The organism is Methylobacterium indicum (assembly GCF_017347565.1).
GTDB classification, from domain to species: domain Bacteria; phylum Pseudomonadota; class Alphaproteobacteria; order Rhizobiales; family Beijerinckiaceae; genus Methylobacterium; species Methylobacterium indicum.
Genome location: NZ_AP024148.1, coordinates 61659 through 76138, shown reverse-complemented (window position 1 = coordinate 76138; position 14480 = coordinate 61659). Strand labels below are relative to the sequence as shown.

At 61.7% G+C, this 14480-nt stretch carries 18 protein-coding genes and 2 pseudogenes; 5 read left to right on the top strand and 15 right to left on the bottom strand.

What is annotated here, in order from left to right; genetic code table 11:
- Nucleotides 1–4: 4 nt before the first annotated feature.
- From miv_RS32375 to miv_RS32340, 9 genes and pseudogenes are all read right to left on the bottom strand, one after another.
- Nucleotides 5–931: a DUF2493 domain-containing protein gene (locus miv_RS32375; RefSeq protein ID WP_207184020.1), complete on the bottom strand. Its 927-nt coding sequence runs from the start codon at nucleotides 929–931 to the stop codon at nucleotides 5–7.
- A 341-nt stretch (nucleotides 932–1272) separates the two neighbouring features.
- Nucleotides 1273–1629, bottom strand: a complete 357-nt coding sequence (locus tag miv_RS33625; protein WP_425313000.1) for a toprim domain-containing protein — start codon at nucleotides 1627–1629, stop codon at nucleotides 1273–1275.
- Nucleotides 1630–1710: 81 nt separating this feature from the next.
- Nucleotides 1711–2055 (bottom strand): annotated as a pseudogene (locus miv_RS33990) (DUF7146 domain-containing protein); the annotation flags it as partial.
- Nucleotides 2056–2204: 149 nt separating this feature from the next.
- Nucleotides 2205–2399 (bottom strand): KTSC domain-containing protein, encoded by a 195-nt coding sequence (locus miv_RS32365; protein WP_280529479.1) that lies wholly within the window; start codon nucleotides 2397–2399, stop codon nucleotides 2205–2207.
- Nucleotides 2400–2877: 478 nt separating this feature from the next.
- On the bottom strand, nucleotides 2878–3057 hold the full coding sequence (locus miv_RS32360; RefSeq protein ID WP_244749151.1) for a YegP family protein: 180 nt from the start codon (nucleotides 3055–3057) through the stop codon (nucleotides 2878–2880).
- A gap of 332 nt (nucleotides 3058–3389) precedes the next feature.
- Nucleotides 3390–3827 carry a hypothetical protein gene (locus tag miv_RS32355; protein ID WP_207184018.1) on the bottom strand — a complete coding sequence of 146 codons (438 nt, stop codon included), beginning with the start codon at nucleotides 3825–3827 and terminating at the stop codon, nucleotides 3390–3392.
- Between the two features lie 400 nt (nucleotides 3828–4227).
- Nucleotides 4228–4434: a hypothetical protein gene (locus tag miv_RS32350; RefSeq protein ID WP_207184017.1), complete on the bottom strand. Its 207-nt coding sequence runs from the start codon at nucleotides 4432–4434 to the stop codon at nucleotides 4228–4230.
- Nucleotides 4435–4543: 109 nt separating this feature from the next.
- Nucleotides 4544–5263, bottom strand: a complete 720-nt coding sequence (locus tag miv_RS32345; RefSeq protein WP_060851255.1) for a cytochrome c biogenesis CcdA family protein — start codon at nucleotides 5261–5263, stop codon at nucleotides 4544–4546.
- Between the two features lie 10 nt (nucleotides 5264–5273).
- Nucleotides 5274–5687 (bottom strand): thioredoxin family protein, encoded by a 414-nt coding sequence (locus miv_RS32340; protein ID WP_082743059.1) that lies wholly within the window; start codon nucleotides 5685–5687, stop codon nucleotides 5274–5276.
- Between the two features lie 143 nt (nucleotides 5688–5830).
- Here miv_RS32340 and miv_RS32335 point away from each other — a divergent pair, with 143 nt between their 5' ends.
- From miv_RS32335 to miv_RS32325, 3 genes are all read left to right on the top strand, one after another.
- On the top strand, nucleotides 5831–6385 hold the full coding sequence (locus miv_RS32335) for a sigma-70 family RNA polymerase sigma factor (protein WP_236993804.1): 555 nt from the start codon (nucleotides 5831–5833) through the stop codon (nucleotides 6383–6385).
- On the top strand, nucleotides 6382–7014 hold the full coding sequence (locus miv_RS32330) for an NrsF family protein (RefSeq protein WP_082743055.1): 633 nt from the start codon (nucleotides 6382–6384) through the stop codon (nucleotides 7012–7014). Before miv_RS32335 ends, miv_RS32330 begins: the two co-directional genes overlap by 4 nt.
- 922 nt (nucleotides 7015–7936) lie before the next feature.
- Complete coding sequence (locus tag miv_RS32325) at nucleotides 7937–8383, top strand: GNAT family N-acetyltransferase (protein ID WP_207184016.1); 447 nt, start codon at nucleotides 7937–7939, stop codon at nucleotides 8381–8383.
- A gap of 184 nt (nucleotides 8384–8567) precedes the next feature.
- Here miv_RS32325 and miv_RS32320 read toward each other — a convergent pair whose 3' ends face one another.
- The 6 genes and pseudogenes from miv_RS32320 to miv_RS32295 form a co-directional block, all read right to left on the bottom strand.
- Complete coding sequence (locus miv_RS32320; RefSeq protein WP_207184015.1) at nucleotides 8568–9380, bottom strand: class I SAM-dependent methyltransferase; 813 nt, start codon at nucleotides 9378–9380, stop codon at nucleotides 8568–8570.
- Nucleotides 9381–9771: 391 nt separating this feature from the next.
- On the bottom strand, nucleotides 9772–10356 hold the full coding sequence (locus tag miv_RS32315; protein ID WP_207184014.1) for a recombinase family protein: 585 nt from the start codon (nucleotides 10354–10356) through the stop codon (nucleotides 9772–9774).
- A 434-nt stretch (nucleotides 10357–10790) separates the two neighbouring features.
- Entirely contained in the window at nucleotides 10791–11582 is a 792-nt protein-coding gene (locus miv_RS32310) for a Crp/Fnr family transcriptional regulator (RefSeq protein ID WP_207184013.1), read from the bottom strand.
- The gene (locus miv_RS32305; protein ID WP_207184012.1) at nucleotides 11579–11959 is read right to left on the bottom strand and encodes a response regulator; all 381 of its coding nucleotides are present in this window, start codon (nucleotides 11957–11959) and stop codon (nucleotides 11579–11581) included. Before miv_RS32305 ends, miv_RS32310 begins: the two co-directional genes overlap by 4 nt.
- 194 nt (nucleotides 11960–12153) lie before the next feature.
- Nucleotides 12154–12690: pseudogene (locus miv_RS32300) on the bottom strand (IS630 family transposase); the annotation flags it as partial.
- 17 nt (nucleotides 12691–12707) lie between these two features.
- Nucleotides 12708–13193 carry a winged helix-turn-helix domain-containing protein gene (locus miv_RS32295; RefSeq protein ID WP_158004083.1) on the bottom strand — a complete coding sequence of 162 codons (486 nt, stop codon included), beginning with the start codon at nucleotides 13191–13193 and terminating at the stop codon, nucleotides 12708–12710.
- A 264-nt stretch (nucleotides 13194–13457) separates the two neighbouring features.
- Between miv_RS32295 and miv_RS32290 the strand changes: the two genes are divergently transcribed.
- Together miv_RS32290 and miv_RS32285 are read left to right on the top strand one after the other, a co-directional pair.
- On the top strand, nucleotides 13458–14171 hold the full coding sequence (locus tag miv_RS32290) for a Crp/Fnr family transcriptional regulator (protein WP_207184011.1): 714 nt from the start codon (nucleotides 13458–13460) through the stop codon (nucleotides 14169–14171).
- A 2-nt stretch (nucleotides 14172–14173) separates the two neighbouring features.
- Complete coding sequence (locus miv_RS32285; RefSeq protein WP_207184010.1) at nucleotides 14174–14422, top strand: DUF6894 family protein; 249 nt, start codon at nucleotides 14174–14176, stop codon at nucleotides 14420–14422.
- The last annotated feature ends 58 nt before the right edge of the window (nucleotides 14423–14480 follow it).

Genomic DNA, 14480 nt, shown 5'->3' with positions numbered 1-14480 from the left:
CGGCTCACGCCGCTTCCTTCACGCCCCGCATGACGGGGATCCCCTTGGCCTTCGCCTTGTCGGCGAAGTTGTCGCTGATGCCGCCGCCGGGGAAGTGCACCAGCCCCATCGGCATCTGCTCCAGGATCTGGTCGTTGCGCCGGAACGGGGCGGCCTTGCGGTGGCGCGTCCAGTCGGGCTTGAACACCACCTGGGCGACCTTCCGGTTCTCGGCCCACTTCGCGGCGATCAGCTCGGCGCCCTCGCCGCCTCCGTGCATCAGCACCATGTCGGGGTACTTGGTCAGGACCCGGTCGAGCGTATCCCAGATCACCGTGACGTCCTGGAACTGCTTGCCGCCGGTGAAGGCGATCCGGGTGCCCGGCGGCAGGTGGATCTCGGTCTCGGCCCGGCGCCGGGCGTTGATGAAGTCCCGCGAGTCGATCATCGCCGCGGTCATCGTCGCGCGGTTCACCTGCGAGCCGGAGCGGGGGCGCCAGAGCGACTTGGTGATCCGTGTGAACCGGTGGGCGGCCGCGTCGCGGGCGTACTCGAAGGCGTTGCGGCGCTCCGAAAGGGTCTGCCCGAGGGCGATCAGCCGTTCCAGCTCGACCGAGAGCACCTCGCTGCCGTCCTGCTCGCGCTGGCTCTGGCGCTGCGCCTGCTCGTTCTCATCGAGCTTGCGCTCGATCATCTCGACCCGGCGGTGGAAGACGTTCACGAACCCCCAGAGCACGTCCTCGAGATCGTCCTCCAGGCGGGTGTTGACGAACCCGTCCTCGAGCGCGGACATCGCGACGTTGAGGGCGCTGTCCATCAGGAAGGCGCCGGGTAGCGGCCGGGGATCGTCGTGCTCCTCGAACGGGCGGTAGCCGGTGACCGCGAGTTCCTCGAGCAGGGTCGGATCGGGCTGCATGTCGTCGTCGAGGTCGCGGGTGAGGTGGTCGAGCATCGCAGGCTCCTTCAGGGGTCCGGGGACCGCGTCCATCGCGGCCTTCATGGCGACCCAAGGCCGGGCTCGGGGGCCTGGCGCACCCGCGCGATGATCCGCATCGCATCCTGGCGATGCGGCCGCGCGGGCCGGAGCGTCAGCGGAGGACGGCTCGAAGGCCGTCGATTTTGCTTCGCGATGCAAAACCGCCGTAGGCGGCGGCGGAAAATCGTCGGACGTTGGCCGTTGCGCCGAAGGTCCCCCGACCCGGCATCAGTCGCCCTCTAAGAAGGCCGTGGACGCCGGCTCTCTCGCGGCCCGGGCCGGCCTGTGGTGCGATCCTTAACCAGGCAGGAGGCTGGTCAGGCGGCCATCGCCTCCTCGAACTGGAGGTAGGCCACCGCGTCGTTCGGATCGAGCTGGGGGGCGAGATGCAAGGCGAGATCGTGCGGGCCGAGATGGCAGAGGTCGGTGTTGAAGTTGTCCTCGCGGGGATCGAGGTCGCTCACCAGGATGCCCGCGGCCTTGGCGCGCTGGCGCAGGGTCGCGGCGGCCTGCCTGCCGGCTGGATCGTCGTCGCGGGCGATATAGAAGTGGCGTAAGCCCCGAGGAAGGACCAGGGCGGCGAGGTGGGCCCCCGACAGGGCGGCGACGTGCGGCACGGCCGGCAGGACGCGCTGGACCGACAGCACCGTCTCCACGCCCTCGCCGGCCACCATCAGGTCGGGCACCGTGCCGGTAAACCGCACCACATGGCCGAGCTGGTTGCCGAGGGTCCGCCGCTGGTCGCGCAATGCGGCCTTGCCCCGGCCGCCCGGAGCGAGCCAGGTCCGGCCTACCGCCATGACGGTGCCCGACAGGTCGGTGACGCTGGCAAGCAGCGCCGGGTAGTAGGCGTCCAGGCCCGGGGGCTACTTGGCCGAAGGCCGATACAGGCAGCGCGGGTGGAACCGCAGGGCAGGCTGGTCGACCGCGTGCTTGAGCCCGCGCGAGCGCAGGTAGGCCGCAGCGACGGTGCCGGGCACCGGCCGGCCGTAGACAGCATGCGACAGGCCGACTCGATGCTGTCGCGGGCCTTCGGGCAGCGAGCGTGTCCGCTCCACCACGAACGGCTGGGGCACGAGTGCCTGTGGCTTTGACACCATGGAGGCCGAGCGCGCCGGCCCTTCGGATCTTCCTCGCCGTCGCATAAGGGGGCGTATGGAACCAAGTGTTCGACCTTCAGCCTGAAGGTGCGCGAAACCAAAGTTCGGACACCTTCTGCTCTCCGTAGATAAAGTCGATGAACTTGGCGCTAACTGTAGCGACCCTTGATGTGTTGATCGTAGTACATGCCAGCTGAAGGAGCGGAGATTAATCCTTCATAGATTGATTTAGGTACGCCGTAGTAGCTGTACGACTGATGCCCTCCGCGAAAGCGAATTTTCATAGTCTTGGAGCGTTGATCATAATCAATCCACTCAATGGCGGAAGAATTGACATAAGGCATCATTTCCATCCATGATGAAGTGAGAAAGGCGTGGGGGATAACGACCGGGGGGTTATAAATGAATGCCTGCTGATAAAGACAGTGAACCACTTCTCATTCCGTCCAATGAAGGCGAACGCGCTCTAGATTTTAAGGATTTACAGAGCGCGCTCGCTCTATTTGGCCTGTATCAGGCCGCCAGTGTCATCCGCCGCCACGGCAAACGGGACGGGTGCACGTTCCCTAGGAACCGCACGATGTCGGTCCGGCCATAAAGCCGGTGATCTCGTGCTCCTATAAGAACGGCGGGTATACCTAGCTTGTAGCTCCAAGCTCGTACCAGCTGATCCCGGTCAGATGGGCTGTTGATCACACGATCCTGGACGCCGACCACGGCGAAGCTAATACCTTGCTCACGGACAAGAGCCACATCCCAAGTCGACATAGAAGACTCCGTCAGAAACGAAAATGGCCCAGCACGAGGCTGAGCCATGGAAAATCAAGCTGCGTGAACGAGATCGCTCGGCATCCATGTTGGGCTATTGTGGGAGCCCTTCATGATTTCTATGCTGCGTTCACAATCGACGCGCCGCTTATAGCTTTCGCTGCTGACGGCAATGATAAGCCCGTTGCTGGCGTAGTATGTCCAGCGCCACTCATCTTTTCTGTCTTTGTACATCCAGTAGGATGGGTATGGGCGAGTACTCATGTTCAAACACCGTTAGCTTTGTAACAAAGCCGGGCTTGACCAAGGGCTCGCGAAGGCCATAGTGACCCCCGCTGTGACACAGCCTGTCCCGCGCCCGGCTTCCCAGTCGTGCGGGTCGGAACTTCCGGGCCGTCGAGGGCGCAATCCTCGACGGCCTTTCCGTTCCTAGGTCAATCTGTTACGCGCATGGGCTGCGCATTCTGCCTTGGATCAGATCAGTCGATATATCGAAAGATCAGCCAAGAAAGCTTGTAGAGATATCAGCTCTATGAGTAGCTAAATTCCCTTCAAGCTTAAATATCTCAGTCGTCCAGATCTCCCTCGGTGATCGATGGCCGCCCACCAAAGTTGTCTCCGGTAACTACACCGATGCCATTGATGACATAGCGGCCCGGACCAACCCGTTGGATATGATGCTTGCGAGTCAGGTAACCGATTGCGTTATACAGTTCCTTGTCCGCGACTGGAGAGCCTGATTCCTCTACCCGGCTTTTGAGTTCGCGAACCGTCCAGGCTCTATCTCGAGGGATGAGATTAACGACGGTGCTAAGCACATCGCCAGCTCGTGGTACCGCTATAGGACGCAGCTTCTCGGTTACTTCCTTGAGGACTTGTTCCTGCTCAGCAGCGCTAAGCCCGAACCCATCAACCAGCGTCAGGATTGCGGACACCATGGCGGTGATCCGCGGATTTGGCGCTTCCGCCTGAGCTGATTTCGGAAAAGGCTCAACGTTCGACATCGGGTGCAGGTATGCCATAGTGCATACCGCGTGTCTAGTCGGATAGATTGACGCAATCTTCAGAAAGCCACCCAGATCGCATCTGGGCAATGGCCCTGATTGTGGGCCTGCGCTTTCTTTGTGGATAACCCTGTGTGGAACGTGTGGGTGATCAAGCCGTAAGGCCCCTGAGCAGGCCAATCAGGCTGCTCTAGCGCAGAGCGTGCATGGGCACCGTCTCGTGTGAGGAGTCGCAAGATCGAGGTTGGCTACGTTGGGTGCATTTAGAAGCCTGCTGACTGCCTAGGAAGCGGACGTCCTCACAAGGCCAGCAGACCCTACGTGGTCCGATAGGGCCTGCCCTAGTGGACCGGTCCAGATGGGGTGCCCCCATCGTAGGAGTTCGTTCCGGTCGCGCGCTCTATCGCTGCACGTTGTCCAGGGCACGCCGGTAGCGGCGCAGGGACACCAGAACCTCGTTGAGCGCGTCGCGGTGGCGCACGGCCTCGGCCTTCTCAGGGCTGCGAGGCGGTAGGTTCGGGATGCGCTGGATCAGACCCTCGCGCTCAGAGACGGCCTCGGCAATCTGACGATCGAGATCGGCGAGCTTTTCCCGGTGCTCTGACATGGTGCCCTCGCTTCGGGCGCGTCCTTAACAGGTGACGCAGCGCTCCCCAAACCTCGTCATGCGCGAGCTATGCGCGGCCGATGCCGTCCGTATGGGCATACCTCTGCGGTCAAAACCGTGTGGTGATCTCGGTGAGCCAAGCCGGCGAGGCATCAACCAGTGCCGTCTCCAGCCGCTTGTCATAACCCGAGAGGATCAGCACGCCTGCCAGAACGAGCAGGACGCCGAACGCCTGTTTGACGGGACCGCTGGCCGAGCGCATTCGATCCCGCCAGCGCATCAGCGCTTCCCGGGACAGGAACCCGAGCAGCAGCAGCGGTAGCGCTGCCCCGAACCCAAACGCGAGCATCGTCACGGCCACTGACGGCAAGTTGCTGGCATTCGCTGCCGCGAGTGACGCCGCGCCGAGCGTCGGCCCGACACAGGGACTCCACACGGCGCCGAGCAACAGGCCAACCCCAAATTGGCCGATCCACCCCTCTGTCGAGAACCCGCCGAACCTGTTCTCGGTCCAGGCACCGATCGGGCTGGCAGCCAGGGCAAAGCGGGCCTGGAAAGCTGGCACAAGCAGAACGGCCCCGATGATCACCAGCAGGATTGCAGCGGTGGTGCGGAAGAGACTTGCATCCAGGCCCACGGCAAATCCGACCGTGGCGACAAGAATGCCGATTGCTGTGAACGAGATCGCGAGACCACAGCTAAGTGCCAGTGGTCCGAGGCGGTGCTGCGAGGCTGCCGCTCCAATCACAATCGGCAGGAGCGGCAGGACACAGGGGGACAGGATCGAGAGGATGCCCGCGATGAACGCGAAGCCGACCGTCGCGAGCATGGATCAGCTCCTAGATGGACTTGTCGAGTTGCGCCGCGATGGCAGCCTTGTCGGTCACGCCCGTGGAGCGGCCGACCTCCTTGCCGCCCTTGTATGAGATCAGCGTGCTCTGCATCCGCACGCCAAGCTCCTTCAGCGCGTCCTTCTGGCTATCGAAGTCGACATGCAGGATTGTCATCTTGGCAAACCGGGGATCAGCAAGCAGCTCGGACAGAATTGGCTTCTGCGCCTTGCAGGTCGGGCACCACGGAGCGGTCACGTCAACCAGGATTGGCCCACCGGCCTTCTTGGCTGCTTCAAAGGCAGCCGGTGTGAACTCCTTGGTCTCAGCCGCCTGCGCCATGGTAATGAGAGGCAGTGTCGGCAGGGCGACGGGCAGCGCGAGCGCGAGCGCGCAGGCGAGAAAGACCGAACGACGCAGCATGGAATAGCTCCTCCGCAAGGCCGTGTATGGCTGGCCTGCGTCATCTCCTTCGCTACGGCCAGGGCGCGTATTACAGCGCCGCGCCGGATTTTTTTGGCTAGCACTGGTAACGTAGGGGCGCGACCCCGCGTAGGGGTGAGCAGTTGACACTCAGCGAGCCAGATCTGACCGCCGCGATGACGGCGGCCCTGAACGGCAGGGCCGAAGCCTATCAAGTGGCGCTGAGCGCCATCGCGGCGCTCGTGAGGACGCGGGTTCGGCGACGGGTCAGCGGCGACTTTGCCGATGTGGAAGATATCGTGCAGGAAACCTTGCTCAGCATTCATCTGAAGCGCGGCACATGGGACCCATCGCGTCCGCTCATTCCATGGGTGCATGCTATTGCTGATCATAAGTTGATCGACTGGATGCGCCGCAGAGGACGGCACAACCGGCTGATCGCCAACGGCATCGACTTTGAAACCCTGGCTGAGACTACACCAATGCCTGAGCAGGATCTGGTTGGTGTCGATCTCGAACGCCACCTCGCCATGCTATCTCCCCGTGAGCAGCATGTGGTCCGTGGGCTAGCGGTCGAAGGTCTCTCTGTTCGCGACGTAGCGACGGCCCTCGACATGCAGGAGGGGGCAGTTCGTGTCGCACTTCATCGTGGACTCAAGCGGCTTGCAGCGGCGGCCCGGCAGGAAGATCGGTCATGAGGACGCCCGAACTCATCGCTCTGCTCGCCGCTGATATTCGACCCGCGAGACCCATCGGCAGGTCATTGCTGATCGCAGGGCTTGGTGGGGGTATCGCTGCCGGCCTGCTGTTCGTCGCGCTGGTAGGCGTCCGAAGCGATCTGCCAGGTGCGCTCGCTAACCCCTGGGTCGCGTTCAAATTTCTGTTTACCGCAGTGATGGTGGTTACTGCCCTGATAGGGGCAACACGGCTTTTGCGGCCGGAGCCTACAGCCTTGCCGGTAAAGCTCTTGCTTGTGCCGATGGTGCTGCTCGCAGCAGCCACCGCCGTGGACGCAGTTGTAACGCCGCGAGCGCTGTGGGCGCGGGCCGCAACAGGGATCTCGCCGCTCACCTGTCTTGCGATGATCATCATGACATCTCTTCTGCCTGTTTTCAGCTTGCTGTGGGCCGCGCGGGCAGGTGCACCCCGGTATCCTGGCAAGGCTGGCGCGGCTGCGGGCTTGGCTGGCAGCGCAATGGGCGCATGGATCTTTGCGCTGTATTGTCCAAACGATTCAGCCTTATTTGTCGCTGTATGGTATGTCATAGCCATGATTATCGTTGCTGTTTGTGCATCTATTATTGGTATTAGATTAATAAAATGGTAGCGTATAAGCAAAATATGACTTGTATAGCGCATCGTCATATTATTAATATACATACACACGAATTACATCGTGGTCCGTTCGATATTCCGGTCGTCCATAGGGGTATACCCTAACGGATTTCGGGCACCGTCGGGGGCCGCATTCGACCTTCACCGGCTCTCGCAAGTTCATATTTGGGAGCCAATGGCTTTATATATCATGTGCGATCTTCGATACATAATAGATTGCTGAACAAGATCTAACGCAACAAATCAGAAAAAATAAAGTTTATTGTATATCCTTGATTTGTATTCTCAATGATATATCTTATGGAAAACGCTATGCATAGGACATATAGTTATGAACGACATAGTTACGAACGCACTGTGTGGCGGCATCGCTGGGCTTATTTCATTTGTATTAGTAGCACAACTAGAACGTCGATATTCCCTAAGTAAATTTACAAAATACACGGTTTTAGCAGGCTCTACATTCACAATTATTCTGATACTCGAAACAATTATTAGAAATTAGATTGATTATTGAAATTTTATAAAGTGAATTGTTCGTACGTAATTATAATAACCATTACTTGCGATTATGATTAGCATCCATTGTTGTCGCTAAAAAATTAGGCGTCGGTAGGACGAAAATTCGATAACAGCCCGCAGCAGACCGCAACGCGGCGCTCTGAGCCCGTTCGTTATTACGGCCGTCCATAGGGGCATACCCTATCGGATTTTGAGCGTCGTCTTGGGCGGCTTCCGATCCGTTGCGGACCCTGGAAAGGTCCGCTTCCGGGCTGCCTATGAGGAAGGGGCACGGCCGAGTGTATGGATTTTCACCAATGTTCCTTACGATAGGGATGCATGAAAGCGGGCTTCGTCTCCGATGGCACGCATGCCCTATTGCTGATGGCACGATAGGCTGAGATGATTGACTCATGAAAGTGCGCCTTGCCACACCTACCGACGCCGAGGCGGGTAGCCGCGTTCTCCGGCGCTCGATCGCCGAACTCTGCCACGCTGATCACGGCGGTGATCAAGCCTTTATCGCGGCATGGACAGCCAATAAAACCCCCGACAGTTGGCTGATCTGGCTGTCGCAGCCGGGCGCGTCGCTCCTGGTAGCTGAGCGCGAAGCAGATATCATCGGGGTAGGCATGGTCGACGCAGGGGGGATGATCCTGCTTAACTACGTCGCGCCGGAAGCCAGACATCAGGGGGTTAGCACCGCACTCCTCAAGGCGATGGAGGATGTCAGCGCCGAACGTGGGATCGTCGTGTGTCGGCTAGAAAGTACGAAGACGGCGCAGCGGTTCTACATGACTCAAGGCTATAGTCCAATGGACGGAGATAGCTCCACGATCTTAGCTAAGCCTCTGACCTAAAGGATTACAAACTGTCTACGCCGAAATTCTCATGGGGCTGACGAATAGGGGCTTGCATGACACCCCTAACTGTCAGATCGACTGGTCTGGGTTCGAAATGGAACGTCTGCTTACAGGCGTGTAGCCGAAGCCTGCCTTCCGCCTTAAGCAGCCGTAGCTATCTATCATCTCCGCGTGAGTGTCGTCACGGGGCGTGGGCCGTCACGATCCAAACCGACGCCGTAAGGCTGACCTGCGCGTGGTCGCCGAGCTTTGCCAATGCCGCCCGTAATCGTGGTTCTGCATCCGCCCGCAGGGCCGAGTGCTCGCGCACGGTCTTTCCGAGCGAGCCGACCTTGAGAAGCACCTCGGTCATCGCATCGAGATCGCCGCTCGACACTCTCGCGCTGTGGGCGCGAACCCCGATACCCTCGAAACCTGCTTGTCCCAGGACGCCGTCAATGACGCGCGGATCGGCGAAGCTGAAGGGGGCATCATCGCTCACGCCGGGGATACCAGCGGCGGTGAGCGGCAGGTGATCGAGTTCGTTCTGGTCCAACGCCTGCCAGCAGACGAAAGCGAGCCTCCCACCCGGACGGAGCATCCTGCGGAAGTTGGTGAAGGCCGCGACAGGATCGGCAAAGCCCATGACGCCAAAGCGCGAGTAGACCGCATCCGCGCTCTCGGACGGCAGGTCGATCGTCTGGGCGTCGGACTCGATTACGCTAATATTTGGAAGAGAGCGTGTGCGTTGGGCGGCTATGGCGATGAGTGGTTCAGCCACATCGACGCCGATGACCCGGCCGCTGGCTCCCACGATCTCGGCGAGTTGGCCGAGGGTCTGGCCTGCGCCGCAGCCGATGTCGAGCACTGTGGCTCCTGGCGAGGGTGCAAGAGCCGCTATGGCCTCCAACCCCAGCGGTGAAAGCTGTCTGTCGATTAGGGGATAAGCTTCGACCCACGCCTGCGCGTGCAGCGAGCGGGACTGCAGACCGACAGGCGTGCGTGGATTGAGCATGGAACTAGCCCATCAGGCTGCAAGCGGATCGTCTGCAAACCATCATTATGGATCGCAGGCGCGGCGCTTCGAGGATCGTTCGTTATTCCGGCCGTCCTTCGGAGCATGCCGCAGTGGACACTGCCACGGCTCGCCAAATATGTCCGCAAGGGAGGTATGAACCAACGGACAGGCAAGCAAACGGACATCACCCGAGCGGACAGTCCGGCGCAGCCGGGGGGCCGCTAAGACCCCCCTATCCTGCATACCCTGCGAGCATGTGCGGAAAACCTCTCAAATCCCGTTTCCACACATGCCGTCAATCCGACAGAGTTTGTCGTATATTTTCTACGGCGAAGGTCGATGCGCGTTGCTGTGACATTCAGCTGTTGCGGGCGAGATGCCGGGGCGGTCAGGCCGGTACGGCCGCGTCTCTGATCCGCAGGATGGTCTGCCGGCTGGTCTTGAAGCTCCGCGCCAGGGCCGACACGCTCGTACCCTCGCCGAGTTGGCGCGCGACCTCCGCGCGCTGCTCGCCGGTGAGACTGGCCGGCCGGCCGAGCCGCCGGCCTTCCGCCCGCGCCCGGCTCAGCCCGGCCTGGGTCCGCTCGATCAGAAGATCGCGCTCGAACTCCGCGACCGCGTTGATCACGCCCATCGTCAGCTTGCCCGTCGAACTCGTCAGGTCGACCCCACCCAGCGCCAGGCAGTGGACCCGCACGCCGAGTTCCTCGAGCTTGGCGACGGTCGCGCCCACGTCCATGGCGTTGCGGCCGAGCCGGTCGAGCTTGGTTACGACGAGGACGTCGCCCGCCTCGAGCCTGTCGAGCAGGCGGGCGAACCCGCGGCGTTGCCCGACCGCGGTGGAGCCCGAGACGGTCTCGGTCACGAGGCGGCGCGGCTCGATGGTGAAGCCGGCGGCCTGGATCTCGGTGAGCTGGTTGTCGGTGGTTTGGCCAGGGGTCGAGACGCGGAGGTAGGCGAAGGTGCGCGGCATGAAGCAGTTTCGTCCGAAAACCCTGACCGGAACTGGACACCTGTCCGGAACTTGCAGAAGCTAGGTTTTGAACAGGATGGGCCGTCCTGTCCAGAACCGGTCGGTTCCGGACAGGGCATGGCCGGTGACCGTCACTGGCCAGGAAGGTCCCATGACGGACAACACCATCATGGCCTCGTTCGCAGATTGATGCTGGAGCGCCGGTGCGAGGGCATCGCCAAGCCATGGGCGAGAGCCGCTACAAGGGTCGGAAACCGACCGCTCGGGCCAAGAGTGAAGAGATCAGGGCACTGGCTGCGTAGGGGCTGAGCACAAACACTATCTCGCCGAAGCTTGGCGTCGTTATGGCTCCGTGCACTGGGCTTTTGCGGATAAGAAATTGGCTGTGCAGCCCTCGTTTCACCGGCTTATCATTCAGTTAATTGTGCGGCTAATCAGAGAAATAATTGTGTATAATCGGCGGTCGCGCGCAGATAGTTCGGCTTGAACTCGGCAATCTCTTGAAGGCGAGGCAGGTCCAAGATCGTCAATTGCTTGCTGTGCCAGCCAATCAGGTGCTGCTCACGCAGGGCGCGCAGTGTGCGGTTCACATGCACGTTCGACAAGCCAACCGTGTCGCCCAGGTCCTGCTGCGTGATCGGGAACTCGTAGCCGTTCTCCGTCGTGAACCCGACCGTCTGGAGCCGCACCTGCAATTCACACAGGAGATGCGCCACGCGTTCGAGGGCGGAGCGACAGCCGACATTCGCCAGCCAACAGCGGGTGGTCGCCTCCTCGATCAGCTTGCTCAGGCGCAGCCCACGAGCGACGTTCGGGTGCTGCTCGAGGATATCAGAGAGGGTCTCCCGCGGAATGCGAGCAACGAAGCCGGCGGAGAGCGTGCTGATCGTGTAATCCAATTCGCCCAGCAACGCTGCGTCCAGGTCGCACAGGTCGCCCGGCACGAGATAGGCGAGGATCTGGCGGGCGCCGGTGTCGCGCAGCTTGTAGCGGATGGCGAAGCCCTGCAACACAAGAACCGCCTCGGTGAGAGGATCACCCTCATGAACGAGATCCGTATGGGCTGCGACCTGGCGCATGCCCGCGCTCAAATGGCTGAGGGCGGCTGCGTCAGCCTCCGTCAGCGGTGCGAGCCGCGCGAGCTTCCGGACGAGCGGGTGGTGGTGTCTGCTTCCAGCGCTCGATGCGCAACGCACCCCGCTGACCTGCTCCAAGCCACTGCTCATGGATGTGCTCCCATGCGTCCGAGATCCTGGACTGCTGCAACTACGTCGGGAGCCCAAGCCGGCTTGGCGAGCCACGGCGCCTCCCGTAGCTCGGGGCAGAGGAAGCTGTCACGACGGCAGGCCGAGTGGACGAGGAACGGCACGCCGCGCCGACGCAGCTCGCACGCCAGCTCGGTGCTCAGCCCATCCTTGAGGCGCACATCAACGACGGCAAAGTCGGGAGTGCTCCGGCCTATCTGCGCGGTGGCCTCGGCGAGGGTGGCGACTGGTCCGGCAAGACGGTAGCCAGCCTGTGCAAGGGCCTCGCCGAGGTCCAATCCGACGAGCGCATCGTCCTCGACGAGCAGGATCGTAGGGGGCTTACTGTCGGACCTCACGGGCGTCTCCTTTGGCGCCGTCAGCGCCTCTGGTTGCGTGTGGCTCTCCCAAGAACACGGGCTGTTCTTAGGCCATTGACCCAGATTAATTAAGCGCCGAACGACTCTTGGTGTTATTTCGTACAAAAAAGCCCTGCCATCAGGTTGGATATAACATTTGTTATAAATGAATGTTATGTATGATACCGCCGCGCCTAAGCATTGACGCGTGCGATGTATGGGAAGTTTGCGATGGAGCGGACGCGCTCTGGCTCAGCGGTGAGTGCGTTCCAGGCGGTGCAGCAGGCGTCGAGGATGGCCTCGTAGTCGGGGAAGACGCGTGCCGAGAGGAAGCGCTCGCGCAGGTACAGCCAGATGCGTTCGACCGGGTTGAGTTCGGGGCTGTAGGCGGGCAGCCGCACCAGCGTCACGGCGTCGGGCACGCGCAGATCCTTGGCAATGTGCCAGCCTGCCCCGTCCAGCACCACGACGGCCTGCGTGTCCGGCTCGAGCGTGGCCGCAAACTGCGCCAGGAACAGGCTCATCGCCTCGGTCGAGACGCGCGGCAACACCAGACCGAACGCCGAGCCGGTCTGCGGCTCGACGGCGGCAAAGATGTAAGCGGACTGGAAGCGGCCGTCGCAGCGTCCCGCCGGACGCTGGCCGCGCATCCACCAGCGATGGCCGCTGCGCCCCTTCTGCCCGACCCGAGCCTCGTCCATGAAGAAGAGACGGATCTGCCGGCCGGGATGGGCCTCGGCGGCGCTCGTTAGAGCTGCGCGGAGCCCCTTTTTGCGAAGGCCTGCGCAGCCTTGGCGTCGCGCTGCGGGTGAACCGGGCGGGTCTTCTGCTTCGACAAGCCCAGCCGGCGCACCAGGCGCGACATCGACTGGGGCAGCATGGTCTTGCCGAAGCGGGCCTCGATGAAGCGGCACAGGTCCGGCAGGGTCCAGCTGGCGGGCTCGCCCCGGTCGGGATCGGGCCCCCGCAGGATGTGGTGGACCAGCACCGCCTGCTCGCCCTCGCTCAGACGCTCTGGCCGGCGGCCGGGCGGGCGGTCGATCAAACCGGCGAGGCCCTCGGCGTTGAAGCGCTTGACGGCATCGCACAGCGCCTGTCGCTCGATGCCAGCGGCCCGCGCCGCTTCCGCCCGGCTCATGCCATCAAGCGCGTTGGCGACCGCCAGCAGGCGCAGAGCTGTCCGCCGACGCGGCTCCCGCTTGGCTTGCTGCCGGAGCTCGGTGGCTGTGGCCACGTCACTCCGGATCTCGACGGCTCGCGTCACAGGCTCCTCCCCGGTCCAGGGAGGCAGTGAATCACCTCCACAAGCCGGTGAAAACCCCAACGAGTCAAAACCTAAGCGCGGCGGTATGATCTATGTTTGTTCGTGTTGTTATTACGTTTGGATATGTGATGTATTTTGTTGTGGTCTTCACCGTATGGGCTCCTCTCAAGCTGATCATGCTTTGGCTCAGGGCTTGAGGGTGCCTGTACCCTTGCCGCACCTTGAGAGAGCGCCGTGTCACAGATCCAACAAGCCACCACCCGCAACCGTCTGCTCCGAGCACTCGCTCCTGCCGACTTCGCGCTGCTTCAGCCGCACCTCGAACCCATGACGACGCAACTGCGCGAAGAGATGATCGAGGCGAATGTTCCAGTCCGGGAACTTTACTTCCCTGAGGTCGGCTTTATCTCAGTAGCTACCGCAACCATGGGAAGGCATATCGAAATTGGATTGATTGGACCTGAGGGCTTAGTCGGTGCTGCCCCGGTGCTTCTGGCTTCCGACTGCACGCCCCATCGATCATTTATCCAGATGGCCGGCGAAGTTCTGATGATCGGCGCCGTTGAAATACGCGCTGCTGTGCGAGAAAGCACGACCTTACGGGAAGTTATGCTGCGCTACATCCATACCCTTATGGTTCAGGCCACGCTGACCGCCCACGCACACGCTTCCCTCAACATCGAGGGCCGGCTCGCGCGTTGGTTGCTAATGTGCCACGACCGGGTGGACGGCGATGAGCTGACGATGACGCACGAGTTCCTGTCGATGATGCTGGGCGTGCAGCGGGCGGGCGTGACACTGGCGCTGCAGAACCTGGAGGGGGCTGGGCGGATTAAGAGTAGGCGCAAGCGCATCCAGATCCTCGACCGGAACAAGCTGGAGCAGCTGGCGGACGGCAGTTACGGCGTGGCCGAGGCCGAGTACGCTCGGCTGATTGGAGGTGCCTGACGATGGCACGCTACTTCTTCCACGTGAGGCACCATCCCGGTCCGAGCGGTCTCGCAGAGGACTACGAGGGCGATGAGCTGGCAGATAGCTCCGCGGCACGAGAGCATGCGCTGGAAATGGCGTTGGACCTGATCACCCGGACCCGCTTGGATAGTGTGCGAGACTGGTTCGACTGCTCGTTCGACATCGCCGACGAGCACGGGCAGCCTGTGATGATCGTGCCATTTGCCGATGCCGTGCCGGATGGCTGAGGCTCTTGGCGACTTTGGACCGCTGGGCGGCGTAGGTAATGGTCTTTGGGATAGGTCG